This is a genomic window from Bacteroidota bacterium (genome assembly GCA_026391695.1).
Classification (GTDB): domain Bacteria; phylum Bacteroidota; class Bacteroidia; order Bacteroidales; family JAGONC01; genus JAPLDP01.
This window is the reverse complement of the sequence record JAPLDP010000042.1, coordinates 21,233-46,392: the sequence shown is the minus strand read 5'-3', so window position 1 is coordinate 46,392 and position 25,160 is coordinate 21,233. Positions and strand designations below refer to the sequence as shown.

Genomic DNA, 25,160 nt, shown 5'->3' with positions numbered 1-25,160 from the left:
AACAAGAACAATATGTCACGTTTTGAAGTAGTGATGCCTAAACTGGGTGAAAGCATCATTGAAGCAACAATAACAAAATGGCTTAAAAAACCGGGCGATCCGATTCAAGAAGAAGATAACATTGTTGAGATTGCCACTGATAAAGTAGATTCGGAAATTCCTTCACCTGTAGATGGCACACTCCTCGAAATACTGTATAAGGAAGGTGATATTGTACCTGTCGGTAAAGTCATTGCCATCATTGAATTATCAGAAGGAACTAGCGTTTCCGGACCTGCGGCAATTAGCCAGCCGGATAACGGAATTCCTTCAGGACAAGAAGACCAGTCAGTGAAAACTGACACAAAAACAGCATCGGCAGCCTACACAAGGTTCTATTCACCTCTGGTGAGAAATATCGCAAAGGAGGAAAGTATTCCGTTGGATGAACTTGAAGCTGTGAAAGGAAGTGGTAAAGAGGGCAGGTTGACAAAAAAAGACATTTTAGACTATGTCTCTATCCGGTCTAACCTCAAAGTACCCAGCTCCCAAAGGCCGGTTGAAACTGCTTTGGGGACTGAACCCACGACTATCGCTGTCACTGGAGATCAGATCATCGAGATGGACCGTATGCGCAGGTTGATAGCAGACCACATGGTCCAGTCAAAGCATGTTTCACCTCATGTGACCTCATTTATTGAAGTTGATGTTACGAACATGGTAAAATGGAGGGCTAAAATCAAAGACCAGTTTTACAAAAAAGAGGGCGAGAAGCTTACTTTCACTCCAATTTTCATTGAGGCTGCTGCCAAAGCGTTGAAGGATTTCCCGGATGTGAATGCTTCAGTAGACGGTTATAATATCATTATACGAAAGAACATCCATATTGGAATGGCTACAGCTCTGCCATCAGGCAACCTTATTGTTCCGGTCATTAAAAATGCAGATCAGAAAAATTTGCTTGGATTGGCCAAGTCAGTTAATGACCTTGCAGGCAAAGCACGGAATAATATTCTCAATCCAGACGATATTCAGGGTGGCACGTTTACAATAACTAATTTTGGGACTTTTAACAGCCTTACCGGCACTCCAATAATCAATCAGCCCCAGGTAGCCATCCTTGGGATTGGTGTCGTGAAAAAGAGACCTGTAGTCATTGAGACAGAGGATGGCGATATGATTGCCATCCGGCATATTATGATCCTTTCACTTTCGTATGATCACAGGGCTGTTGATGGTGCGCTCGGCGGCATGTATCTGCGCAAGGTCGCTGATTATCTTGAGAATTTCGATACCAACCGTACCATTTAGTACCGGTTTATATAGAAACAAGCCATCCTGACGGGGAAATTTCACTTTCTCATTACTTGCACTAGTTATAGAAAATCCCGGTTAAGGATGGCTTTTTTATTTCAATTGATATGAATACATCAAGTAAAGATTTGAAAGACCTAATTACGCGTTTTGTTTTGAATTATAAAATGGTCTATATTTGCTGAAATTACAAGCCGGAACTTATTGTTCAGGTAAAGAATTGTGAGTATTGAAGTGATCTTATAGCCACTGATAACATTCCCAGACAACTTGTATGGAACTTCATCTGACCCGCCCCTTTGCTATTTTTGATCTGGAAACGACAGGAACGAATGTTTCCACTGACCGAATTGTTGAGATCAGCATACTTAAATTAATGGTAGATGGATCGGAGAAGATCAAGACACACAGGGTAAATCCCACGATCCCAATCCCGCCTTCATCGACCCAAATACACGGTATAACTGATGATGATGTCAGAGATGAACCACCATTTTCTGAATTAGCCGGGGAGCTGGCAAGCTTTTTAGCAAATTGCGATCTGGGGGGGTACAACCTGATAAAGTTTGACATTCCGTTACTGGCCGAAGAATTTCTCAGGGCAGGTGTAGACTTTGAAATCAGAAACCGGCGCATTGTTGATGTCCAGAACATCTTTCATAAAATGGAGCCCAGAACATTGCGGGCAGCGTATAAATTATACTGCGGCAAGGAGCATGTGCATGCTCATAATGCCGAAGCCGACACACAAGCGGCCTATGAAATACTAAAAGCTCAGCTGGATATCTATAAGGATGTTGGATATGTTGACTTTAAAGGTGTGGTCTCTTACCCGGTTATCAATGATATCGGGGCATTACACGAATTCTCATTCTATAACAGAAATGCTGACCTTGTTGGACATATTATCTTTGATGATCAAGGTATCGAAGTGTTCAACTTTGGTAAATATAAGGGTCGTGCTGTTGAAGATGTTTTCAAAAGGGAGCCCCAGTATTATGACTGGATGATGAAGAGTGAATTTCCTCTGTACACAAAAAAAGTGATCACATCGATCAAGCTTAGAGGATTCAATAAAGGGAATGCGATCAAGGATTAGACGATTAGTCGATTTGGCGATTAAAGATTGGGAGGTTAGAAGACTATGAAAATTATATGTATTGGAAGAAATTATATTGAACATGCGAAGGAGCTTCATCACACGGTCCCTAAAGAACCGGTATTTTTTTTGAAACCGGATACTTCATTATTATTACGCAACCGGCCATTTTATTATCCTGACTTTTCCCATGAAATTCATCACGAAGTTGAAATCGTTTATAAGATATGCAAAGTCGGTAAAAACATACCTGAAACATTTGCTCATACATATTATGAGGAAATCGGCATAGGTATCGATTTTACAGCTCGCGACCTACAAAATATCTGCAAGGAAAAAGGCCTGCCATGGGCTATAGCAAAAGGATTCGACAATGCTGCGCCACTGAGTTTCTTTACCGGCAAACATGAATATGACGATCCCTATGCTATTGATTTTCACTTAGAGATGAATGGCGAAGTCGTTCAGCGAGGGAATACGAAAGAGATGATCTTCAATATTGACACGTTGATCGCTTATCTTTCGAAATTCATGACTTTGAAGACCGGTGATCTCATTTACACCGGAACACCTGCAGGCGTGGGCCCTGTTAAAATTGGCGACAAGCTCGAAGCATATATCCAGAACAGGAAAATGCTCTCCTGCCTTATAAAATAGAAACCATTAAGTCTAAAAATTTTTGTGAATATCACTTTAAATACCTGACAGGTGAAATGCATTCTTTGAAGAATCCCGTAATGAACCTGAAACTAAAATCACTCCTGTTAAATTATAAGTTTATCTTTTTCATTTATATCCTGTTTGCTGCTATTGCCAGCATTCAATCACTGATTCTGGGCAATAAAATTTTCAACAACGGACAGGAGTATACTTTTTACAATAATTATATTATTTTCCAGCAATCTTTTTTTCACCTGGTCGAACATAAAGACCTTTATTGTATCTATTTTTCAGAACATTGGGATTTATTTAAATACAGTCCCACATTTCCTTTATTATTCGGAATTTTTGCAATATTCCCAGTTTGGATTGGTTTACCGCTTTGGAATCTGCTCAATGCAGCAATCCTGTTTGCTGCTATTGCCTCATTGCCACAAATTAAATCCAACAAAATCGGGTACATCCTCTGGTTTATCCTGATAGAATTATTTACCAACATGCAAAATCAGCAGAGTAACGGGCTGATTGCCGGACTGATTATTCTTGCATTTAGTCTACTTGAGAAAGATAAAAAACTCCTTGGAACATTCCTTATTGCGCTCTCCCTCTTTATAAAACCTTTTGGATTACTAGCATTTGTTTTATTGTTATTTTATCCGAAAAAGTTAAAACTTGCCGGATATTCGATTCTCTGGATCGTGATTTTATTTTTCCTTCCATTGCTCGTTGTCGATCTGGCACAACTTAAAATACTTTACAGCAGTTGGTTGACTTTATTATCATCTGACCATTCGGGATCAACCGGCTTGTCGGTTTTTGGATGGATACAAACATGGTTTGGAATTCATCCTTCCAAGCTATTCGTCTTACTGATTAGTGTTGTACTTTTCATTATTCCACTTTTTCGAGTAAAGCAATACCGGAATGTCCAATACAGATTATTTATTTTAGCTTCAATATTGTTATGGATTGTTATTTTTAATCACAAAGCGGAATCACCCACTTTTATCATTGCCATAAGTGGTGTGGCCATCTGGTGCTTTTCGCAGGCCATGAAAGTTGAAAATCTTATTTTGCTGATAGCAGCTTTCATTTTCACTTCTCTTTCCCCAACAGATTTGTTTCCACGAATAATCCGGAATGAATTTATCGAGCCGTATGTAATAAAGGCAGTACCTTGTATACTGATATGGCTCAAGGTAATTTATGATACGACATTCACAAAATTCAGGATAGATACAGAGTTGTAGTTATTATCTGAAAATAATATCTTCGACCACCTTTTCTCCCACTGCATTATTCAGCATATCTACAATTTTCTGCCTTGAGAAAAGAAGTTCATTTTTCAAGGCAGGAGAATCGAGTTTTATGTAGAGGATTTTATTCCTGATGTAAAGACTTTGAGTATGGCGACCAATGACTCTACCTGTCACATCTTCCCATGACTGTATAACGCGTGCCTCAGAAAGTTTTCCTGATAGGTCATAAGCTTTTATTAAATCCAGTATGGCCTCCTTCAGTGTATATTGGTTTGAACCTTTCATCTTTTATTTCTTACATTCACTGTGATTTCACTCTACAAAGTTACTTGCCCTGTCATTCTTTATTCTTCATTTTTCTTGCTTCATTCTTCCTGCTTTATAAGTGTCACCTGACCATCCAGTACCTGAAATATCCTGTAAGAGATATCCAATCCCTGAAAAATTTTACTGATGCGGTCACTGTCGGTATCGGTAAGAAAAACCTGTCCAAAGCTATTATTTCCCACCAACCTGACAATCTGTTTTACCCTGCTTTCATCCAGCTTATCAAAAATATCATCAAATAAAAGAATGGGCTTAAATCCTTTAACATCCTTTGTATAATCGAATTGCGCAAGTTTAAGGGCGATGACAAACGATTTCTGCTGCCCCTGCGAGCCGTATTTTTTTATCGGAAAATCATCCAGTATAAATATCATATCATCTTTATGAATTCCAGCACTTGTAAAGCACAACGCCATGTCCCTTTCAATTGATTGTTCGAGGAGTATTTTATAATCCTGTTTATCAAGTTGGGATTCATACAATATATTTACCTTCTCCTTTCCATTCGTGATGAATTCGAAATATTCCTGAAAAATGGCAATAAATTCAGTGACAAACTTTTTCCGCTTTTGAAAGATCTTGTCACCAAGTGTGATCATCTGTTCATCCCAGATTTCCAGTGAGGCCTTATCAAAAGTCCTGCTATCATAAAACAGCTTAAGAAGGGTATTCCGTTGAAGCAGTGCTTTATTGTAATTAATCAGATCATCAAGATAGATTTTATCAAACTGAGAAATGACACTGTCGATGTATTTTCTTCTGATCTCGCTGCCATCATTGATCAGATCACGGTCATACGGCGACACCATGACCAGTGGAAACAAACCAATATGATCAGCAAGACGTGTGTAAGGCTTTTTGTTGATTTTAAATACTTTCTTTTGTGCGCGCTGCTGGATACAGCTGATAGTTTCAGTGCGGTCATCATTTTTAATATAGTCGCCATGGACAGCAAAAAATGGTTCATCATGCCGGATATTCTGCGTGTCGATAAGGTTAAAGTAACTCTTACAGAAAGAAAGGTAATGAATGGCATCCAGGAGATTGGTCTTGCCTGTGCCATTATCTCCCACAAAACAGTTTATCTTCTCACAGAAATCCAATTCAAGCTGCCGGTAATTCTTGAAATTATTCAGTGACAGATGATGCAAATACATAAGCCCAATGGTCAGTTAATTAAACATTTAAATTCAGAAATCCTCCGGGTCCAGTTGTACAAGACTTTGTGAATCTTTGTGTTAAATATTTCAATAACACAAAGGTACATAAAGAAATTACTAAAAGGCATTAAGAAAATGGACAATGTCAGAAATAGCTAAAAGTGAAAAATTCAATTTATTGGTTGGATACAGGTTGTTTCTTTTTTAGTGAAGCGGATGGATTAAATGTAAACGTGAAGTAATTAGGAGATCCGGCAAGACTATAGACCGACCGGGCAAAGGAGAATTCATATTTATTGATTTTCAGTCCGATACCCCAGGAGAAACCGACCATGCCAACTTTGTCATTGACTTTAAGTTCCTGGCGCCGTTGATAATTATATCCGATTCTAAAGCTTAAGCTTTTTATGGGGGTGATCTCCCCTCCTATTACGATATGTCGCATCAGGTTATCGCCAAATCTGGCAATGCCGCTTTTTGATTGAGGCTCGCCGGTGAAGGGATCAATATTATCAGGGTTATTCGGATCATCATACGACAGATCCCACTTTTCAATGTGATTGTAATTTACAAAATACCTGAAGGGCAAATATTTCAGTCGTTTTGATATCCCGGCATCAATCTGGAAAGGCAAAGGCTCAGTATGACCAGAATAATAGGCTGTTAGTTGTGTGCCTATATTTCTGAACATCAAAGAAGCTGTGAAATCCGACTTCGCATTATAATAAGCGCCGGCAACATCAACAGCAATTCCGAGGGATGTATAAGCTTCCAGTGATGAGTAAATTGTCTTGAAGTTGGCTCCAATCGAAAAGGAGGAGTCTAGTTGCCTGCCCCAACCAATGTTAAGCGCATACTCCGACACACTGAAATTTCCGGATGTCTGACCCGTAGGATCCGCATACAAAAATTTGCCGTAATCGATGAACTGCATCGTGGCAGCGAAGCTTCCTATCTTATCAAAAGTTCGCGAATACATTGCAAAACCATAATTGATATCAGAGGGATAATCAACAAAACTCAGTGAAAAGCTGTTATGCATCTTTGGCGTGATAAGTGACGGATTGGCAAGAGTAAGTGTCATGTCATTATCTTTCGAAACCAGGTAGTTATCGCCGATTCCTGCTATCCTTGCTGAATTTGTTAGATTGAGAAAATCATACGTGTGCGAACCGCCGATCTGGGCAGAACAAATACCGGAAATTAAAAACAAAACCAGGATTAAGTAAACTCTCTTCAATATATCCACTCTGTACGATTTAAACTAAGTCGTGCAAATTTATCCAAATAAGTCATAATAACGAGGTTTTAGAAGGAATATTATTTATTCCCTTTAATCTCTTTTCGAAGGAGGTTCAATGCACTGCCAGCCTTAAACCATTCGATCTGCGTGTCATTATATGAATGGTTAACAGGAAACCGCTCTTCTGTTCCATCGGAATGGTGTAACACGACAATCAGCGATTTCGCTGCTGCAAATTCCTTCAATCCGATAATATCGAGCCGGTCATCTTCCCGTATCCTTTCATAATCATTCCTTTCAGAAAAAGTCAATGCAATCACACCCTGTTTCTTAAGATTTGTTTCATGGATGCGCGCAAATGACCGCACCAGAACAACATTGACACCAAGATGCCGTGGTTCCATGGCTGCATGTTCGCGTGATGAACCTTCTCCATAATTGTCATCGCCGACGACAACTGAGCTAATTCCATGATTTTTATAATACCGGGCCACAGAACTTACTTTTTCATATACACCAGACAGTTGATTTTTTATAAGGTTGCTTTCATTATTAAATATATTAACAGCTCCCATGAGCAGGTTATCGGATATTTTATCAAGATGGCCTCTAAAGCGCAGCCACGGCCCTGCCATTGAAATATGATCAGTGGTGCATTTACCTTTGACCTTGATGAGCAGCGGCAAGTCAATAAAGTCGTTACCACTCCAGGGATCGAATGGCTTAAGTATTTGCAGCCGATCAGAATCCGGATGAATGATAACTTCATTTACGGCATTATCAGATTCTGGCGAGATATATCCATTATCATTTACTTCGAATCCTTCAGGAGGTAGTTCCAACCCTTCCGGTGGGGTGAATCTGAACGACTCACCTCTATCATGACAAGAACATCCGTAAGCGGATTAAAAGTCAGATCACCTGCCAAGGTCATTGCTGTGACGATTTCGGGTGAGGCCACAAAACTATGGGTGTTGGGATTGCCGTCGTTCCGTTTGGCGAAATTCCGGTTATAAGACGTCAATATCGAATTCTTCCTGTCGGGATCGTCGGTAGGTCTTTTCCACTGGCCAATACAAGGTCCACAGGCATTCGACATCACAATGCCACCAATGTCTTCAAAGGCTTTTAGCAGTCCATCACGTCAGCAGTGTACCGGATTTGTTCCGATCCGGGTGTGATGATAAATTCTGTTTTTACTTTAAGTCCCTTATCACTTGCCTGCCGTGCAATTGAAGCAGCGCGGGTCAGATCTTCATAGGATGAGTTTGTGCAGGAACCTATAAGTCCAACTTCAATTTTCAGTGGATATTTCTTTTCTTTAACAATGTTGACAAATTCAGAAATGGGATAAGCCGCATCAGGAGTATAAGGACCATTGACATGGGGTTCGAGCTTCGACAGGTTGATCTCAATGATCTGGTCGAAATATTTGTCGGGATGCAAATAAACATCATCATCCGCTCTGAGATAGGTTTTAATTTTATCAGCCATTCTGGCAATGTCGGAGCGGCCTGTGCTGACAAGATAATCAGCCATTTTATTGTCATAACCAAAAATGGACGTAGTTGCGCCAATCTCTGCACCCATGTTGCATATGGTACCTTTACCGGTAGCTGAGATGGAGTCAGCTCCATCGCCAAAATATTCAAGGATATAACCGGTTCCACCTTTAACCGTAATAATACCTGCGACCTTTAATATGACATCTTTGGGCGCTGTCCATCCGGAGAGTGTTCCTGTTAGTTTGACGCCGATAAGCTCAGGCATTCGCAATTCCCATGGCATACCGGCCATAACATCGACAGCGTCAGCGCCACCGACGCCAATTGCTATCATGCCCAGACCGCCGGCATTCACCGTATGGGAATCCGTACCTGTCATCATTCCACCCGGGAAAGCATAATTCTCGAGGATGACCTGATGGATGATGCCGGCACCGGGTTTCCAGAAACCGATGCCATATTTTACTGAAACAGATTCCAGAAAATCATACACCTCTTTATTCTGTTCAAGTGCAAAACCGAGATCAGCCTTTGCACCCACATACGCCTGTATGAGGTGGTCGCAATGGACTGTTGTTGGTACTGCGGTTTTTTCCCTTCCAGCATTCATGAACTGAAGTAATGCCATCTGGGCTGTGGCATCCTGCATGGCTACCAGGTCAGGAGCAAAATTAACATAATCCGTCCCCTTCTGATAAGAAATGGTGGCATTACCATCCCATAAATGACTATACAGCACTTTTTCACTTAATGTCAAAGGTCGGCCCAGAATTTTACGGGCACTTTCAATTCTTCCGGTCATGAACCCGTACACTTTCTTAACAAGATCTATATCAAACAGTATATTGAATTTTAATTTTCTATTGAATAAAGCATAAAAATATCAATTGTTTAGACGCTATGCAAAAATAGGCCGGGAAATAAAGTTGAACGAGGCGAAACCGAGTGAAATCCCGAATGTCGGGAGATGAAAAATAAAATGATTATTGACCATTAAGAAGTTTTTGCCGTTCATCTTCCAGAGCTTTTAACTTTTCTTTGGATGGAACGGGATAGCTTAAATCAAGTGACTTGATCGTCGACACAATTATATCCGACACAAGTGTCCGTGATGCCCATTTAAAATCAGCAGGAATAACGTACCATGGAGCCCATTTTGTTGAGGTGTTACTGATGGCTTCTTCATACGCTTTCATATAATCATCCCAGAAGGCACGTTCTGTGATGTCGGCCGCTGAAAATTTCCACAGTTTGTTGGGGTCTTCAAGTCTTTGCAGAAAGCGTTGTTTCTGTTCCTTTTTTGAAACATGGAGAAAAAATTTAAGGACTATTGTTCCATTGCGGACAAGATGCCGTTCAAATGCATTGATGTCTTCATAGCGACGTTTCCAGAAAGATTCATCATAGCTTTTCTGCGGAAGTTGCTCCTTGCTGAGGATTTCGGGATGCACTTTCACAACCAGCACATCTTCGTAGTATGATCGGTTAAATATACCAATGCGGCCTCGTTCAGGCAGGGTTTTCATGCATCTCCACAGGAATGTGTGATCCAGTTCCTCTGCCGACGGCTGTTTGAAACTGTAAACCTGGCATCCCTGCGGATTGATGCCTTTCATCACGTGTTTAATAATGCCGTCTTTGCCTGCAGCGTCCATAGCCTGCAAAATGATAAGTAACCCGTAATTGTCACTTGCATAAAGCAATTCCTGCATACTGGCTAATTCCTCAATGTTCCTTTCAAGAATCTCCTTAGCCCTGTCCTTCAATTCGGATTTTTTAAATTCTTTGAGTTCATCTGTAAATCCGAGACCAGTATCAAAGTTTTTTAGGTTGATTTTTATACCATCGCTTATCTTTAAGGCACTGATAATTTTTGAAGATGTCATTCTGATAAATTTTAATTAATTTTATTTCCGGAAATGTTTAATAAAGTAAAAGTAATAAAATATCTCTAAGAGTTATGCAAGCATTTGCCCTGTATCTTAGCGTCATGATCGGCGTGCTCCTGGAGGGTGATACCGTTATAATCGCTTCTTCTTTTGCTGCACACCAGGATTACATGAATATTTTTCTCGTTGCCACCCTTGCAATTCTCATAACCCTCACTTCCGACTGGTTTTATTTTTTCCTCGGCAGGTACAAAGGCCGCACCGTGATTGAAAAACGTCCGTCACTGATGAAACATGCCGGAAAAGTTAAAGACTATATTGAAAAGCATCCCAGATTGCTCCTTGTCAGTTACCGCTTCCTCTATGGCTTCAGAATCCTGACGCCACTTATGATCGGTATGAGCAAGATCAGCACAATCCGGTTTTTGATTATAAGTTTCTTCATGACCATCATCTGGGCTTCACTTTTAATCCTTGCCGGTTACTTTTTTGGCCATGTACTGAAAGGACAGATAAAAGAATTTGAACGATATGAACTATTTGTCATTTTAGGGATACTCATGATCGGTATTTCACTTTCCGTCTTAACATGGGTCCGGGAACGAAATGCTGTCAAACAGGGATTCTAAACATTAAATTTACTCAACGGTCCACTCAAATATCCCTGCTGAATACTCTTTTGGGAACTGCACTTCCAGCCGTAATGCGCTCGTCTTTATTTTTTTAAAATTGACAACATTAAACCGGTCTTTATTAACTGAATATGGATTCAAATTTTCCACCGGAAGCCAGTCCTCGCCGGCTTTATACGACAACTTCCAGGAGGCAGGCACCCTGCATTCTCCATCGGTTTCATCGTCAAACCAGTAGACCTTTGAAGATGAAATCTTCTGTTCTTTATCGAAATCATATTGTACCCATTCAGTGGAGTTTTTTTCGGGCCACCAATGGTAGTAAATTATGGAATGATCATTTGAGTTAGCTGGTTCATACTGATCGTTTAAAGCCCTCAGATTTTTTACTACAGAAGATGCAGAGATTTTGCTCATTGATGCAATTGAAGGTAAAGGTGCAGGTAAGGTCATATCCTGGCTTTGAGGTATCCAAACCTCCATTTCACCAGGTCCGCGGTTTGCCCAGGTATAATATGGAATGGCCAGCAGACTTTGCGAAGCCATGCCTATTTGATCTCCGGGCAGTTTTGCCGTACTTTCAACAAACCCTTTAATGACAATAATGCCGCCTAACATTTCCGGATTATATTCAGATCGCAGAATGGCGTTCTCCCGGATAAATATGTTCATCACTCTTTGTCCGGGCTGATCAATGCCTTCGGCGCAGTATACAAGCGGACCACGTTCGATAGCGACATGGCCAATATCAGCAGTGACATTTTCACTTGCTTCAATCATACGAATGGGCATGGGCAATTTGAGTACGATGATATCACCTTTATTCCACAAACGGTGCAGACTGGCATAACCATTTTTCATTATAATATTTACCTCTTTGCCGTTTAAAGTCATTTTAATAAGCTGGTCATATTTATCAGTGAACCTGTATAGGTTGCCTGGAATGGGTTGTTCCCTGGCCCATCCGGGGATGCGAATCAGCATTTCAAATGACTGAGGCTTTTTGGGTTCAACGGTGATTTTAATTGTACCATCCCATGGATAAGTGGTTTCCTGTGAAATAGCCACCGTATCGTTTTCAGGGCATATTTCAGCCGAGTTCCGGATAAACAGATTAATATAAATGCTGCTGTCGGTGTATGCATAAATATAACCTGGCACAGATGGGAGAAACCTGGATATATTCACCGGGCAGCAGGCACAGCCGAACCATGGACTGCGTTCATGCTGCCCCATGGAAGCCAGGGGATTGGGATAAAAAAACCGGTCGCCGGAGAGTGACACTCCGGAGATGATCCCGTTGTACAAAACCCTCTCGAGCACATCATAGTATTTGGAATCACCTTTTAAAAGAAACATTCTCTGATTCCATAAGGCATTGGCAATGGCAGCGCAGGTTTCGCAATAGGCAGTCATATTGGGAAGGTCATAAGGATCGCCGAATCCTTCATTGCCGCCGACAGCGCCGAGTCCTCCGGTGATATAGGTTTTTTTAAATACGACATCATCCCAAAGCTTGTCAAGAGCCGTAACATATGATTGATCATCTGTGAGGGCCGCCACATCAGCCATTGCAGCATACATGTACTGTGCCCTGACGGCATGGCCGACAGCCACATCCTGATCCACCACACGTTTATGCATCTGAGCATATTCATCACCACCAGGGCCTCGCCTGTCGAGAAAGAATTTCGCAAGGCTAAGATATTTAGTCTCACCAGTCAATCGGTAAAGCTTGACTAAACCTATTTCTATTTCCTGATGTCCCGGAACCTTTTCAAGTCTTCCCCATCCAAAGGTCTTGTCGATCAGGTCAGCATTTTTCAAGGCGACATCCAGCAATGTTCGTTTTCCGGTGGCCTGATAAAAAGCGACGGCGGCTTCATACAGATGACCGGCATTATAAAGCTCATGACTGAACTGTTCCTCGTTCACCCATCGCTCATTGCCTGCCATTTCATGTGTGTGGATAGAATCAATTGTTCGGTTGGTATAGAGGTAGCCATCCTTCTCCTGGGCGGCAGCAATGTAAGAGATTAATGTATCAAGATAGGCCTCAAGAACAGGATCAGGGAATTCCTGCAGGGAGTAAGATGCTCCTTCGATATTTTTATATACATCCGAATCATCGAAGGGATAAAGTGAACAAAAACTGCCCTGTTCAATACCACCTGCGATCATAAAATTTTTTATGCGCCCTGTCTCTTCAGCCTTTTCGAAAGCAACCGGAATGGTGATCTCTTTATTTATCTTCATCCGTGGAGCCCAAAAACGGTCATTGACTTTGACTTTTGTAAAGGGAACCGGCTTGATTTGGTAATCCTTCTGTGCAAACATAATCCTTTGTCCAGCCAGAAACGATAACAGGACAATACATATGACCATTATATTTCTCATCTTTGATAATAGTTAAATCCTTTCGCCATTGAAAGTTCCAAAAGGCACAGTACTCTTGGATGCTATATTTATTTGCCCTTATCGCCAATAAAATAATCATCTTTTTCGGCGAAAAGGACATTAAAGGAAGTTAAACTGCCATAAATTCTCGTGATGTATTGCTGAATTTCGATTTTATCCACTTCGGGCAGGTTACTGCTGTTGACTTTTTGTTCCATGACCCTGAGGCGGTCGCGGATCATTACAATTTTATGAAACAGTATATCGATGGGCATGTCTTTTCCCTGCAGGTCTTTATCGCCAGGTTCCAGGATCAACCTTCCTCCTATCCATTTTTTTGCCATCGTAACCGTTTCCTGCAGATCGGAGAATCTCCGTATGATATTAAGAAAGCGTTTTTCCATCTTTTCATAGCTAAGCAAATCTGTCTCCTGGCTCACGAAATCCGTCACCTTCAATCCCTGAAAACTTTTCAATATTTGCTTGGTGCCATGGTCAATAAATGTAATTTCATAAGCATCAGAATAGACCTGAATAACCACACCGGCTCCAAATTCCGGATGCACTATCCGCGTGCCGATACCCAATGTTAAATTTTCCATGTTTCTAAAATTTTACTTTCAGACCGACAATTTTTTTATCTTACAAAAAGGTCATTACCTTATTGATCATTGCTCACTGATCATTGATCATTGTTCATTGATCATTGTTCACTTCCTGCCAATTTCATCAACATCTGGTGAATTTTGAGCACTTGAGGGATAAGCATATGTCTTTCATCATTAATGATGACGAAGTCAGCCCGTTGAACTTTTTCACGACCGCTCAACTGATTTTGCATCCTGTTGAGTATTTCCTTCCTGGTCATGCCATCTCGCTGCATCACACGCAATAGACGCAGTTCATCAGGAGCATCAACAGAGATGATTTTGTCAAACTCCTTATAAAAACCACTCTCGAACAGGATAGCTGCTTCGCAAATCGCGTAAGGCTCCTTTATTCGGGAATTAAGCCAATGGGTGAGATCACTTTTAACAAGAGGATGCAAAATGTCATTCAAAACTACAAGAGCCTGTGGATTTGTGAAAACGATACCGGCAAGTTTTCCAGGAATGATATTATTATTCTTATCATTAAAATCGCCATCAATTTGATCTGTCACCAGTTTTCTGACAGCATCCTGTAAAAGGAACTTTCTTGCCTCAATATCAGCGTGATAAATACTGACACCCATTATACGGAATATCCTGGTGACAAGGGTCTTTCCACTTCCTATGCTACCTGTTAATCCGACCTTAATCATGGCCTGGTGTTTTATCGTGGAAGACGAAATAGAGAGTTTCCGGATCTTTTACTAAGAAGAAGAAGATCAAATCCAGAAATACTATTTATTTTCTTCGGCCTGTCCAGGTTCACCGGAGGCTATAGCTGTCTTCTCAACTTTCAGGCGAGTGCCTTCAACTTCGATGATAAAAGTCGTATCACGCACTTCAACAATTTTCCCATGGAGACCACCAATAGTGATGACCTTATCGAATTTTTTTAACGCTTCCCTAAACTTTTTCTGGTCCTTGGTTTTCTTCATCTGTGGACGAATGAAGAAAAAATAAAAAACGACGATGATCAAAGCGAGGAAAATCAAAGAACTGTATCCACTCCCTTTCTGACCTGCAGCAGGTTGAGTCATTAGGATGATGTACATCAAATTATTCATGTTCAGTTAATTTAACAAAATTAATACTATAAAAGGATTATTTCGATTCTGGTGTCACGACTTGAGCTTTTATTCGTAAAGTCCTGTGATTAGGTTGTGTATTAGCCACCACAGTAATGGTTTTATTCTGGAATCCACCCCTTCCCTCACTATTGAAAGTTGCTTCAACATATCCTTCTTCTCCGGGCCTGATTGGATCTTTGGGAAATTTCGAAACAGTGCATCCACATGATGTACTGACTGATGATATCAATAAATCAACCTTACCAACATTTGTGAATTTGAATGCATAGGTCACGATTTCACCTTCAATGATCTTCCCAAAATCATGCTCTTCCATATTAAACTGAAATTCCGGTAACATTGTTTTATCTATTTTCCCTTCAGCAGTATTAGGATTCTGAACAATATGTGTAGAAATATTACTATTTTCATCCGGCGATTTACATCCGGATAAATCAAGACCTATCAGCGCTGCGGACAAAAGTATATAAATAATCAGATTCTGTCGCATACGGGAAAATATCTACTCACAAAAATAGGAATTATTATCATTCCACCAAGCCTCTGCCCGACTTGTGTATCATATTCTTTTCACGGAGTTCTGCGATCAGCTTATCGAGTATACCATTTATAAAAACTTTGCTCTTAGGAGTACTATATTCCTTGGAAATTTCGATGTATTCATTAAATGAGACCTTGATGGGTATCGAAGGAAAATCAATAATCTCCGAGATAGCCATTTTAAGTAATATCATATCCAGAAGGGCTATCCTTTCCGATTCCCAGTTCAATGCTTTTTCGGCAATCATTTTTTCATATTCATTCCCCTTTAAGATAGTCTTCAAAAAAAGTTGCCGTGCAAAATCCAACGCCTCATCTTCATTATCCTCATCGCGAGAGGAAGGTAAAAAGCTATGTTCATTCCATGTTTCATCAACATCTTTGATGCATTTTATGACATGGATATTGATCACAGGATAATCACTGGCCCAGTAAATACTTTTCTCTTCGTAATATCCTTCAAGGCTTTCGTAAGGGATAATATATTTCCTGAACAGCTCAAGCAGGATATCCTTGTCTTCCTGATAACTGTGCTGTTCACTCTCCATATATTCTTTGTATTCCTGGCTTTGGCGAATGCTTTGAAAAACTCTTCTTACCATTTCCTCCTCGTCCTTCCAGGAAATTTTTAACTGGTCAGTCTTTTTGTTATAATCGCGGTTGATGATGAACTGACTGATGACCTTGTTATCAATAAATTTTGTGTTAGGATTAATATCCTCATCCGCAGGCAGCATCTTAAGTTTGCCCTGTTCAATCATTTTCCGCGCAAAATCAAAGATCTCAATAATAAAAGAAAGCTGATAAATAAACAATTCCTGGAGTTTATTAATGCTCCGCATCAATTCCTTTTCACCGAGTGCCAGGTCATTATTCTCCAACTGAATATAGGCATAAATGGCCTGCAATACTTTAATACGGAGTTGCCGACGGCTAAGCATATCTACCTAATGAACAATGGTTAAATGGACAGGCTGCAAATTTAACATTTTTTTTAAAATGTATTACTTTCTTCTGTCGAGCCTTTGCCCAATAAATTAAATGAGAAGTGTTGCAATTAATTAAAACATTATTATGTATTTTTGTGTTGAAATAACCAAAAAGGAAAAGATCATGGAAGAGTTAGAAAACAAGGATAGACAGGACGAAATTTTTTCGAAGGCTGTCAGAGCGGGAAAGCGGACGTATTTTTTTGATGTCAAAGCAACGCGTTCAAATGAATACTATATCACGATCACTGAGAGTAAGAGAAAATTTAACAATGATCAGGGAAAGTTCTTTTACGAAAAGCATAAACTTTTTCTCTATAAAGAGGACTTTGAAAAATTCCAGAATGGATTGAAAGATGTAATTGAATTTATTGAAACCGGTAAAATCCCCGAAATACCTGTTGATGAGCTGGTGGAAACTAATGAAAGCGCCCTTCCGGAAGAATCTATTGAAGATCTGAGCAAAAAACATACTCAGGTTGAATTCGAAGATCTTGATTCGGATGTTCAGGATAAGTAATGGTTAGTAAAATATTACAAAAAGCTGTCCCCAAGGACAGCTTTTTTCGTTATTTTTGCAACCTCTTTGAATAAACATTTATGGGAAAGGTTATTGCCATTGCCAATCAGAAAGGTGGTGTTGGAAAAACGACAACGGCTATAAATATTTGTGCCAGCCTGGCTGTTCTTGAATACAAAACACTCCTCATTGATGCAGATCCTCAGTCCAATGCAACCTCCGGTGTCGGTTTTAATCCTAAAAACATTAAAACCAGCATATATGAATGTATTATTGATGACGTTGATCCTGCAAACATTATTCTGAATACGTCTACTCCTAACATGGATATTCTTCCTGCCCACATTGATCTTGTCGGAGCTGAAATAGAAATGATCAACCTGCCAAACCGCGAGAAAATGATGCGCCGCGTGATCAGCAAGATACGGAATAATTATAATTTTATATTTATCGATTGTTCTCCATCACTGGGATTGATCACAGTGAATGCCCTGACGGCATCCGACTCGGTGATTATACCTATTCAGTGTGAATATTTTGCTTTGGAAGGATTGGGGAAGTTGCTTAACACTATTAAAATAGTTCAGACACGGCTAAATCCTGAACTGGATATTGAAGGGATACTTTTAACGATGTACGACAGCCGATTACGTTTAGCCAACCAAGTGGTGGAAGAGGTTAAAACGCATTTCCAGCAAATGGTTTTTGAAACGATCATCAACAGGAATACCCGTTTGGGTGAAGCACCAAGTTTTGGTGAGACCATTATCATGCATGATGCAAGCAGCACAGGCGCAATAAATTACCTCAATCTGGCCCGTGAGATCCTTCAGAAAAACAACATGACCAGAGTAAATTGATTCTGACTTTAATCCATATGGAATGAAAGGTAAAAAGAAAGCACTAGGCAGAGGTTTGAGTGCCTTATTGGAAAGCCCTGACACCGATATCACATTTAAAGACATGTCGGGGAATTATGTGGTCGGTGCCATTGCTACCATTTCCATCAGCAGCATCGAATCTAATCCCTTTCAGCCGCGCAGCCAGTTTGAAGAGGAAGCCCTTGATGAACTGATGAATTCCATTAAACAGCAAGGTCTCATACAACCTGTTACAGTACGAAAACTTGGGTATGACAAATACCAGCTCATATCCGGGGAAAGAAGACTTAAAGCAGCAAAGATGGCCGGAATGACAGAGATACCCACATATATCCGTGTGGCCAATGATCATCAGATGCTTGAAATGATCCTTGTTGAAAACTTACAGCGTGAAGACCTCAATCCGATTGAAATTGCTATCGGTTTCCAGCGCCTGATAGAAGAATGCAACATCACCCAGGAACAGCTCAGCGAAAAAGTTGGGAAAAACCGATCAACGATTGCCAATTATATCAGGCTTTTACGTTTACCTCCGGATATTCAGGTGGCTATCAGAGATAATCATATCACCATGGGGCATGCCAGAGCTTTGATCAATCTTGAGGATCCCGAAAGTCAGTCATACCTTGTACGAATCATTATTGATAAAGACCTCTCAGTTAGGGAAGTTGAAAAAATAGTCCGGGACTTGCACATCCAACCCATGCAGAAGATCAGAAAATCATCGGCGCCATTGCCACTCAAATATCAAAAGATCAGAGAGGAATTATCTGAAAAGCTATCAGCTGTTGTTGAAATAAAAAGGAATAATAAAGGCAAGGGATCTATCGTTATTCCCTTCAGCAATGATGAAGATCTGCACAGAATCACATCCATCTTTGAAAAATAGAAGACTGTGACATACTGCCCCTATACTATCCTATCGGGAACTTATCATTCCGTTACCGTGCATTCGCTTGTGACCATAATGCTGTTTTGCTTTGTATTTCAGGTTTCATTTGCACAAAATGACACTATCCACCCTCCTGATACACTGGAGCAAAAATCGCATTCGCCCCGCAAAGCCACCATATTTTCATCTGTTTTACCTGGATTGGGACAGGCCTATAATAAAAAGTATTGGAAAATACCTATCATTTATGCTGGTTTTGGGGCATTTGCCTATTTTATCAGTCAGAATTCGTTCGAATATAAAAAATTCAAGGAAGCATATATCTGGAAGGTTAGTAATGACACAACTCCTATTGATAATGATTATATTTATAAATATCTGACGTCAGAACAATTAAAGGCCGGAAAGGATTATTATCTTCGGAATCTCGAGTTATCATGGATATTCTGCGGGATTTGGTATATACTAAATATACTGGATGCAGCCGTAGATGCACAGCTTATGGATTTCGATATCAGTGAAGATATCTCCCTGCATGTGGAACCGGGATTGAAAAATAATTTCTTCCCAGGTTATCAACCTGTTGCCGGTATGACGCTGACTTTGAATTTCAGGTGATCCCGAAAATCACATTCCGGATATGCTCATAAAAATATTGTAAATTGTCTGTCAATGAAAACTTTAACATAATTTAACAGAAAGAATAAAATAATTTCATTTATTAGGCTTTACTTTATAAATCAAATATTACCTTTTTATGGACCTGACCCTGTTACTCATTGTGATTTTTCTATTCTTCCCAATTTTTGCCTGGAATATCTTTGAACGAGCTGGTTTTCATGGATGGAGCTCGGTTATTCCATTTTATAATTATTATATATGGCTCCGGATAATTAAAAAACCATGGTGGTGGTATATCTTTCTTCTCATTCCATTTATCAATGCCTTCATGGTCATGCTGATGATTGTTGAACTGGCAAAATGTTACAAGAAGTTCGATATAGGTCATCAGGCTCTTGCAGTCCTTTTTCCTTTTCTGTATCTGCCCTATTTGGGCGTCTCAAGCAAAGAACAGTTTCTGGATCCTGATAAGCGACCGAAGATAAAGAAGACTGCCACGAGAGAGTGGGTAGATGCAATCATCTTTGCTGTTGTCGCCGCTACGATAATCAGGACATTCCTTATTGAAGCCTATACTATCCCAACCTCTTCGATGGAAAAAACTCTTCTTGTCGGAGATTTTCTATTTGTGAGCAAGATCAATTACGGTCCAAAAATTCCCAACACACCCCTATCCTTCCCTTTTGTCCATAATACCATGCCTCTTTCCAAAACCAGCAAATCATACCTGGAATGGATTAAATTTAAGTATTACCGCTTTCCCGGACTTGAAAAAATACACAACAATGATGTTGTGGTGTTTAATTATCCTAATGGTGATACAGTGGCATTAAAAGTCCAGAATCCCGATTACTATGCCCTTGTCCGTCAATTTGGAAGAGACAGGATATGGAGCGATTCGTATAACTTTGGAAACGTCATTTATCGACCTGTTGACAAGCGGGAAAACTATATCAAACGCTGTATCGGGATTCCGGGTGACACCTTGGAAATAAAAGACCAGGTTATCTTCATTAACGGTAAGGAGCTTGTAACGCCTGGTAAAAAGGAGTACAAATATATTGTTGAAACAAACGGTACTCCTGTTAATCCGAGAAATCTTGCCAAACTCGATGTTACCGAAGAAATTAAGCCGCTGAGCAAGAATCAGTTCCTAATAACTTTGACTGACATGGCAGTGGAAGAAATAAAAACCTACCCGAACGTAATCAATTTCAAAAAAGTCAACTATCCTAAAGGTGATTGGGCTCCACATATTTTCCCCTATGATTCAAACTTCAAGTGGAATGAGGATAATTTTGGCCCACTCCTTATACCGAAAGCAGGGATGACTGTTCCCCTTACCATTACAAATCTTCCTTTGTATGAGCGCATCATCCGTGTCTTCGAAGATAATCAGATGGAAATAAGAAATGACAAAATATTTATCAATGGGAAACAGAGTGATAGATACACCTTTAAAATGAATTATTACTGGATGATGGGTGATAATCGGCATAACTCTGCTGACTCAAGGTTCTGGGGATATGTCCCCGAAGATCATGTTGTCGGGAAAGCTGTTTTTGTCTGGTTATCACTCGCTAAGAACAAATCTTTATTCTCCGGAAAGGTAAGATGGAATAAATTATTGCGCAGTATACAATAATTTTGAACAATGATCAACGATCAATGATCAATTATTATTTATTAATTATGAAGACATTACGATTTCTTTTAGTTACAGTTTTACTGGTTGTTTGTGCATGGTCTTTATCGAATGGACAGGTATCAAAAAAACCATTCAGTGGTGTTATTAAGTACGGGATTTCGTATCCTGACAGTGCAAAATTTGATGCATCTATCCGTGCTGCCCTGCCAAAAGAGATGACCACTTACATCATGGGTAGCATGAAAAAATCAGAGATTTCCGGAGGCATGGCAAACCAGACTGAAATGACGGATGCCCAAGCCGGAACGCGCTCAACGCTTCTTGATGTGATGGGGCAGAAATTTATAATTATTTCTTCGAAAGAGGAGATAGAGAAAAAGAATGCCGAGGAGCCTGCCCCGGTAGTCAATTATCTGGATCAAACCAAAGAAATAGCGGGTTATATTTGCAAACAGGCTGAAATAATCACCAAAAATAAAAATGGAAAAGAAAATAAAGTGATCGTATTCTATACGGATAAACTTCCCGGTAAGGAATTGAATTTTGACGGTGATTACAGAACATTAGATGGTTTCCCTCTCGCATTTACTGTAAATGAAGACAGGATTTCAATGGTTTTTACAGCAACTTCTGTTACCAAATGCAAACTAAAGAAGAAGGAATTTGTAGTCCCTGAGGGTTATAAACAGGTTACTGAAGAAGAGCTGAAAAATATGTTTGGTGGTGGGGATATGTGATACAAGGTGCCGTCAATCGTCAGTCATTTTTTATTAATTTTGCAGTCTCAGGATTCACTATAAGAGAATTTTTTTGGAATGCCCCCAAATCAGAATACTTTAAAAAAGAATATATTACAGAAAGAAAAAAATAATAACAGCAAAAAGCGATCTTCAAAACAATCAGAAAGCGGAAAATCCGGGCGGAGTGATAGGATAAAAAAAATGATCGGTGCTTTCTGCTTTCTTTTAGCTTTTTTCCTGTTTTTTGGTTTTACATCTTATTTACTAGGATGGTTCAGTAATAATCCAGATGACACCTTTTCAGATATCTCTCTTGGTCGTATTTTATTTGATGACTCCATAGAGGTTCAAAACTGGACTGGAAGACTGGGAGCTGCTCTGTCGCATCTTTTCATAAAAGGTTGGTTTGGCATCTCCTCTTATCTGTTCATTCTTATCTTGATTTTTTTAGGTATTAAACTTTTATTAAAACCTAACCTGAGGGCCGGCACACCAATCGCATATTCTATTTTTGGCATGTTATGGATATCGATTACCCTTGGTTTTATTTTTCAGAAATCGGATTCCTTACTGATACTGGGAGGTACTTTTGGATATCAAGCCAACGGATGGTTTCGGGGCATTTTGGGGAATATAGGAACAGGATTCCTTCAGGCGTTTGTTTTTATTTGTTTTCTGATTGTTGCCTTTAATTTTCCTTTCCATTTGAGGAAGAAAAAATCACTATCAGAAAACAATGAGGAGTCTCCCGAAGAAAACAGACCTATAAATATTCCGTTTGATAGCGCTGAAGCACGGGTAACTGGTGTCCAGGATCTTAGCGCCGGATCAAGTGTTCCGGTAATAACAGACCATAATGACTCACCGGGCGGCATTGATCTTGAACTGGAGAGTTCTGAGATCGAGAAGAACTTCACAGACTCTGATTTCCCAAAAGAAGGCGAATATGGATCATTGGATTCGGAATATGATCCACTTTTAGATCTTCGTGATTATAAATATCCTCCGTTGGATTTATTGAATGACTATGGTGAGAGCAATATAGGTGTCCGTAAAGAGGAACTCGAAGCCAATAAAAACCGTATCGTTGAGACGCTGAATAATTATGACATAAGTATTGACAAGATCAAGGCCACGATAGGCCCTGCTGTGACACTCTATGAGATTATTCCTCCTCCCGGTGTACGCATTTCCAAGATAAAAAATCTTGAAGATGACATTGCTCTCAGCCTGGCTGCTCTTGGTATCAGGATAATAGCGCCTTTGCCGGGAAAAGGAACTATTGGCATTGAAGTACCCAATCAGAATCCGGAGGTTGTATCCATCAAATCGATTCTGTCATCCGAACGTTTCCAGACTTCAAAATATGCCCTGCCATTTGGGCTTGGGAAGACGATATCGAATGAAAGTTATATTGCCGATCTGACCAAGATGCCGCATATCCTGATGGCTGGTGCCACTGGCCAGGGTAAATCCGTCGGATTAAATACGATCATCACATCACTTCTTTATAAAAAGCATCCTTCGCAGTTAAAATTTATCCTCGTCGATCCTAAAAAGGTTGAGCTTTCGCTTTTTGCTAAAATTGAGCGGCATTTTCTCGCCAAACTGCCTGACCTTGAAGATGCGATCATTACCGACATCAGGCAGGTCGTCAGAACATTGCATAGTCTGAGCATCGAGATGGACAGTCGTTATGATCTCCTTCGGGATGCAGGGGTCAGGAACATACAAGAGTATAATGCAAAATTCCTGACCAGAAAGCTCAATCCAAATGAGGGGCATAGATTCCTCCCATATATTGTCGTTGTCGTCGATGAATTTGCCGACCTTATCATCACGGCCGGCAAAGAAATAGAGACACCCCTCACGCGCCTGGCGCAATTATCAAGGGCTATTGGCATTCATCTCATCATTGCCACACAGCGTCCATCGGTAAATATCATCACCGGATTAATAAAAGCGAATTTTCCAACGCGCATTGCATTCCGTGTTATCTCAAAAATCGATTCCCGCACCATTCTCGATTCAAATGGGGCCGAACAACTTATCGGCCGTGGCGACATGTTGATAGGTACAGGCAGTGACCTGGTGCGTCTCCAATGTGCCTATGTTGATATTGAAGAAGTGGAAAGGGTATCAGAATATATCGGATCACAAAGAGGTTACCCGACCGCTTTTGACCTGCCCGAATATTTCGATGAAAAAGATGAACCCAATAAGGATTTCGATCCCACTGAACGCGATGAACTCTTCGAAGATGGCGCCAGGCTGGTCGTTCAATATCAGCATGGTTCCACTTCCCTGCTTCAGAGAAAACTTAAACTCGGTTATAACCGTGCCGGACGTATCATAGACCAGCTTGAAGCTGCCGGCATCGTTGGACCTTTTGAAGGCAGCAAAGCGCGCGAAGTTAAAGTTAAAACCGAAATGGAATTGGAACACTATTTGAGAGATTTCGGCCAAACTAAGGATTCCAAATGAAAACACAACCAATTATAGCGTCATTCCTCATTTTTTTCTGTTTTAATACTCTCCTTAAAGCTCAGGATAAAACAGCATCCGACATCCTCGACCAAATCCAGACCAAAACACAATCGTACACCTCGATGAAATTTGAGTTTACTTACACCATGGAAAATAAATCCCAGGGTATATACGAAAGCATGGATGGCGTGCTATCTATCAAAGGTAATAGCTACAGGTTGACTATTGCCGGACAGGAGGTGATTTGCGATGGCGAAACTGTATGGACATACATCAAAGACGCCAACGAAGTGCAGATCAATTACGTCGAAGAAGGTAATGACGCCATCACGCCTTCCAAGTTGTTTACATCCTATAATAAAAATTATAAATCGAAGTATATCAAAGAAATAAATGAGAATGGCAAGGCTGTTCAGATAATTGACCTCACACCTATTGAAGGTAAGTCTTTCTCCAAAATCGAACTCAAAGTTGAAAAAGGGATAAATGAAATCCTGAGTTTTACAGTTTTTGACAAGAATGGCAGTACCTATTCATATAAAGTCATTCGATTCCTGCACGATGTACCAATGGAGGCTGATAAATTCATCTTTAAACAAGAGAATTATCCTGGAGCTGAAATCATTGATATGAGATAATA

General features: G+C 40.2%; 23 protein-coding genes and 1 pseudogene. 13 read left to right on the top strand and 11 right to left on the bottom strand.

Annotated features, from left to right (window positions below):
• Positions 1–12 precede the first annotated feature (12 nt).
• From NT175_06675 to NT175_06660, 4 genes are all read left to right on the top strand, one after another.
• Positions 13–1,290, top strand: coding sequence for a dihydrolipoamide acetyltransferase family protein (locus NT175_06675; protein ID MCX6234397.1), 1,278 nt, complete (start codon positions 13–15; stop codon positions 1,288–1,290).
• A gap of 277 nt (positions 1,291–1,567) precedes the next feature.
• Positions 1,568–2,392 (top strand): 3'-5' exonuclease, encoded by an 825-nt coding sequence (locus NT175_06670; protein ID MCX6234396.1) that lies wholly within the window; start codon positions 1,568–1,570, stop codon positions 2,390–2,392.
• Positions 2,393–2,437: 45 nt separating this feature from the next.
• Positions 2,438–3,049, top strand: coding sequence for a fumarylacetoacetate hydrolase family protein (locus tag NT175_06665; GenBank protein ID MCX6234395.1), 612 nt, complete (start codon positions 2,438–2,440; stop codon positions 3,047–3,049).
• Between the two features lie 80 nt (positions 3,050–3,129).
• The gene (locus NT175_06660; protein ID MCX6234394.1) at positions 3,130–4,302 is read left to right on the top strand and encodes a glycosyltransferase family 87 protein; all 1,173 of its coding nucleotides are present in this window, start codon (positions 3,130–3,132) and stop codon (positions 4,300–4,302) included.
• 3 nt (positions 4,303–4,305) lie between these two features.
• Here the strand turns inward: NT175_06660 and NT175_06655 are convergent, their stop codons facing one another.
• From NT175_06655 to NT175_06635, 5 genes and pseudogenes are all read right to left on the bottom strand, one after another.
• Positions 4,306–4,596, bottom strand: coding sequence for a DUF721 domain-containing protein (locus tag NT175_06655; protein ID MCX6234393.1), 291 nt, complete (start codon positions 4,594–4,596; stop codon positions 4,306–4,308).
• Between the two features lie 80 nt (positions 4,597–4,676).
• Positions 4,677–5,795, bottom strand: a complete 1,119-nt coding sequence (locus tag NT175_06650) for a DNA replication/repair protein RecF (protein MCX6234392.1) — start codon at positions 5,793–5,795, stop codon at positions 4,677–4,679.
• A 178-nt stretch (positions 5,796–5,973) separates the two neighbouring features.
• Positions 5,974–7,047, bottom strand: coding sequence for a type IX secretion system protein PorQ (gene porQ / locus NT175_06645; protein MCX6234391.1), 1,074 nt, complete (start codon positions 7,045–7,047; stop codon positions 5,974–5,976).
• A gap of 71 nt (positions 7,048–7,118) precedes the next feature.
• A pseudogene (locus tag NT175_06640) lies at positions 7,119–9,390 on the bottom strand (aconitate hydratase).
• Positions 9,391–9,529: 139 nt separating this feature from the next.
• Complete coding sequence (locus tag NT175_06635) at positions 9,530–10,432, bottom strand: polyphosphate kinase 2 family protein (protein MCX6234390.1); 903 nt, start codon at positions 10,430–10,432, stop codon at positions 9,530–9,532.
• 74 nt (positions 10,433–10,506) lie between these two features.
• Here NT175_06635 and NT175_06630 point away from each other — a divergent pair, with 74 nt between their 5' ends.
• Positions 10,507–11,064, top strand: coding sequence for a DedA family protein (locus NT175_06630; GenBank protein ID MCX6234389.1), 558 nt, complete (start codon positions 10,507–10,509; stop codon positions 11,062–11,064).
• A gap of 9 nt (positions 11,065–11,073) precedes the next feature.
• Here the strand turns inward: NT175_06630 and NT175_06625 are convergent, their stop codons facing one another.
• From NT175_06625 to NT175_06600, 6 genes are all read right to left on the bottom strand, one after another.
• Complete coding sequence (locus NT175_06625) at positions 11,074–13,464, bottom strand: glycoside hydrolase family 127 protein (protein MCX6234388.1); 2,391 nt, start codon at positions 13,462–13,464, stop codon at positions 11,074–11,076.
• Between the two features lie 68 nt (positions 13,465–13,532).
• Positions 13,533–14,066 carry a hypothetical protein gene (locus tag NT175_06620; protein ID MCX6234387.1) on the bottom strand — a complete coding sequence of 178 codons (534 nt, stop codon included), beginning with the start codon at positions 14,064–14,066 and terminating at the stop codon, positions 13,533–13,535.
• A 101-nt stretch (positions 14,067–14,167) separates the two neighbouring features.
• Positions 14,168–14,767 carry a dephospho-CoA kinase gene (gene coaE / locus NT175_06615; GenBank protein ID MCX6234386.1) on the bottom strand — a complete coding sequence of 200 codons (600 nt, stop codon included), beginning with the start codon at positions 14,765–14,767 and terminating at the stop codon, positions 14,168–14,170.
• An 81-nt stretch (positions 14,768–14,848) separates the two neighbouring features.
• The gene (yajC, locus tag NT175_06610) at positions 14,849–15,178 is read right to left on the bottom strand and encodes a preprotein translocase subunit YajC (GenBank protein ID MCX6234385.1); all 330 of its coding nucleotides are present in this window, start codon (positions 15,176–15,178) and stop codon (positions 14,849–14,851) included.
• Between the two features lie 37 nt (positions 15,179–15,215).
• Entirely contained in the window at positions 15,216–15,692 is a 477-nt protein-coding gene (locus NT175_06605) for a DUF1573 domain-containing protein (GenBank protein MCX6234384.1), read from the bottom strand.
• Positions 15,693–15,729: 37 nt separating this feature from the next.
• Positions 15,730–16,683 carry a transcription antitermination protein NusB gene (locus NT175_06600; GenBank protein MCX6234383.1) on the bottom strand — a complete coding sequence of 318 codons (954 nt, stop codon included), beginning with the start codon at positions 16,681–16,683 and terminating at the stop codon, positions 15,730–15,732.
• A gap of 172 nt (positions 16,684–16,855) precedes the next feature.
• On the opposite strand from NT175_06600, the gene NT175_06595 reads away from it, so the two are divergent.
• From NT175_06595 to NT175_06560, 8 genes are all read left to right on the top strand, one after another.
• Entirely contained in the window at positions 16,856–17,251 is a 396-nt protein-coding gene (locus NT175_06595; protein ID MCX6234382.1) for a DUF3276 family protein, read from the top strand.
• Between the two features lie 80 nt (positions 17,252–17,331).
• Positions 17,332–18,111 carry an AAA family ATPase gene (locus NT175_06590; protein MCX6234381.1) on the top strand — a complete coding sequence of 260 codons (780 nt, stop codon included), beginning with the start codon at positions 17,332–17,334 and terminating at the stop codon, positions 18,109–18,111.
• A 22-nt stretch (positions 18,112–18,133) separates the two neighbouring features.
• Complete coding sequence (locus tag NT175_06585; protein ID MCX6234380.1) at positions 18,134–19,021, top strand: ParB/RepB/Spo0J family partition protein; 888 nt, start codon at positions 18,134–18,136, stop codon at positions 19,019–19,021.
• A 6-nt stretch (positions 19,022–19,027) separates the two neighbouring features.
• Complete coding sequence (locus tag NT175_06580; GenBank protein ID MCX6234379.1) at positions 19,028–19,642, top strand: DUF5683 domain-containing protein; 615 nt, start codon at positions 19,028–19,030, stop codon at positions 19,640–19,642.
• 139 nt (positions 19,643–19,781) lie between these two features.
• The gene (lepB, locus tag NT175_06575) at positions 19,782–21,290 is read left to right on the top strand and encodes a signal peptidase I (protein ID MCX6234378.1); all 1,509 of its coding nucleotides are present in this window, start codon (positions 19,782–19,784) and stop codon (positions 21,288–21,290) included.
• Positions 21,291–21,337: 47 nt separating this feature from the next.
• A complete protein-coding gene (locus tag NT175_06570; GenBank protein MCX6234377.1) occupies positions 21,338–22,030 on the top strand; it encodes a hypothetical protein in 693 nt (230 codons plus the stop codon).
• Positions 22,031–22,234: 204 nt separating this feature from the next.
• Complete coding sequence (locus NT175_06565) at positions 22,235–24,517, top strand: DNA translocase FtsK 4TM domain-containing protein (protein ID MCX6234376.1); 2,283 nt, start codon at positions 22,235–22,237, stop codon at positions 24,515–24,517.
• Entirely contained in the window at positions 24,514–25,158 is a 645-nt protein-coding gene (locus NT175_06560) for an outer membrane lipoprotein carrier protein LolA (protein ID MCX6234375.1), read from the top strand. The genes NT175_06565 and NT175_06560 overlap by 4 nt, the downstream gene beginning before the upstream one ends.
• The last annotated feature ends 2 nt before the right edge of the window (positions 25,159–25,160 follow it).

Coding starts and splice junctions, on each gene's coding strand:
- NT175_06675 (MCX6234397.1), top strand. CDS start 13: ATGTCACGTTTTGAAGTAGTGATGCCTAAACTGGGTGAAAGCATCATT.
- NT175_06670 (MCX6234396.1), top strand. CDS start 1,568: ATGGAACTTCATCTGACCCGCCCCTTTGCTATTTTTGATCTGGAAACG.
- NT175_06665 (MCX6234395.1), top strand. CDS start 2,438: ATGAAAATTATATGTATTGGAAGAAATTATATTGAACATGCGAAGGAG.
- NT175_06660 (MCX6234394.1), top strand. CDS start 3,130: ATGAACCTGAAACTAAAATCACTCCTGTTAAATTATAAGTTTATCTTT.
- NT175_06655 (MCX6234393.1), bottom strand. CDS start 4,596: ATGAAAGGTTCAAACCAATATACACTGAAGGAGGCCATACTGGATTTA.
- NT175_06650 (MCX6234392.1), bottom strand. CDS start 5,795: ATGTATTTGCATCATCTGTCACTGAATAATTTCAAGAATTACCGGCAG.
- NT175_06635 (MCX6234390.1), bottom strand. CDS start 10,432: ATGACATCTTCAAAAATTATCAGTGCCTTAAAGATAAGCGATGGTATA.
- NT175_06630 (MCX6234389.1), top strand. CDS start 10,507: ATGCAAGCATTTGCCCTGTATCTTAGCGTCATGATCGGCGTGCTCCTG.
- NT175_06625 (MCX6234388.1), bottom strand. CDS start 13,464: ATGAGAAATATAATGGTCATATGTATTGTCCTGTTATCGTTTCTGGCT.
- NT175_06620 (MCX6234387.1), bottom strand. CDS start 14,066: ATGGAAAATTTAACATTGGGTATCGGCACGCGGATAGTGCATCCGGAA.
- coaE (MCX6234386.1), bottom strand. CDS start 14,767: ATGATTAAGGTCGGATTAACAGGTAGCATAGGAAGTGGAAAGACCCTT.
- yajC (MCX6234385.1), bottom strand. CDS start 15,178: ATGAATAATTTGATGTACATCATCCTAATGACTCAACCTGCTGCAGGT.
- NT175_06605 (MCX6234384.1), bottom strand. CDS start 15,692: ATGCGACAGAATCTGATTATTTATATACTTTTGTCCGCAGCGCTGATA.
- NT175_06600 (MCX6234383.1), bottom strand. CDS start 16,683: ATGCTTAGCCGTCGGCAACTCCGTATTAAAGTATTGCAGGCCATTTAT.
- NT175_06595 (MCX6234382.1), top strand. CDS start 16,856: ATGGAAGAGTTAGAAAACAAGGATAGACAGGACGAAATTTTTTCGAAG.
- NT175_06590 (MCX6234381.1), top strand. CDS start 17,332: ATGGGAAAGGTTATTGCCATTGCCAATCAGAAAGGTGGTGTTGGAAAA.
- NT175_06585 (MCX6234380.1), top strand. CDS start 18,134: ATGAAAGGTAAAAAGAAAGCACTAGGCAGAGGTTTGAGTGCCTTATTG.
- lepB (MCX6234378.1), top strand. CDS start 19,782: ATGGACCTGACCCTGTTACTCATTGTGATTTTTCTATTCTTCCCAATT.
- NT175_06570 (MCX6234377.1), top strand. CDS start 21,338: ATGAAGACATTACGATTTCTTTTAGTTACAGTTTTACTGGTTGTTTGT.
- NT175_06565 (MCX6234376.1), top strand. CDS start 22,235: ATGATCGGTGCTTTCTGCTTTCTTTTAGCTTTTTTCCTGTTTTTTGGT.
- NT175_06560 (MCX6234375.1), top strand. CDS start 24,514: ATGAAAACACAACCAATTATAGCGTCATTCCTCATTTTTTTCTGTTTT.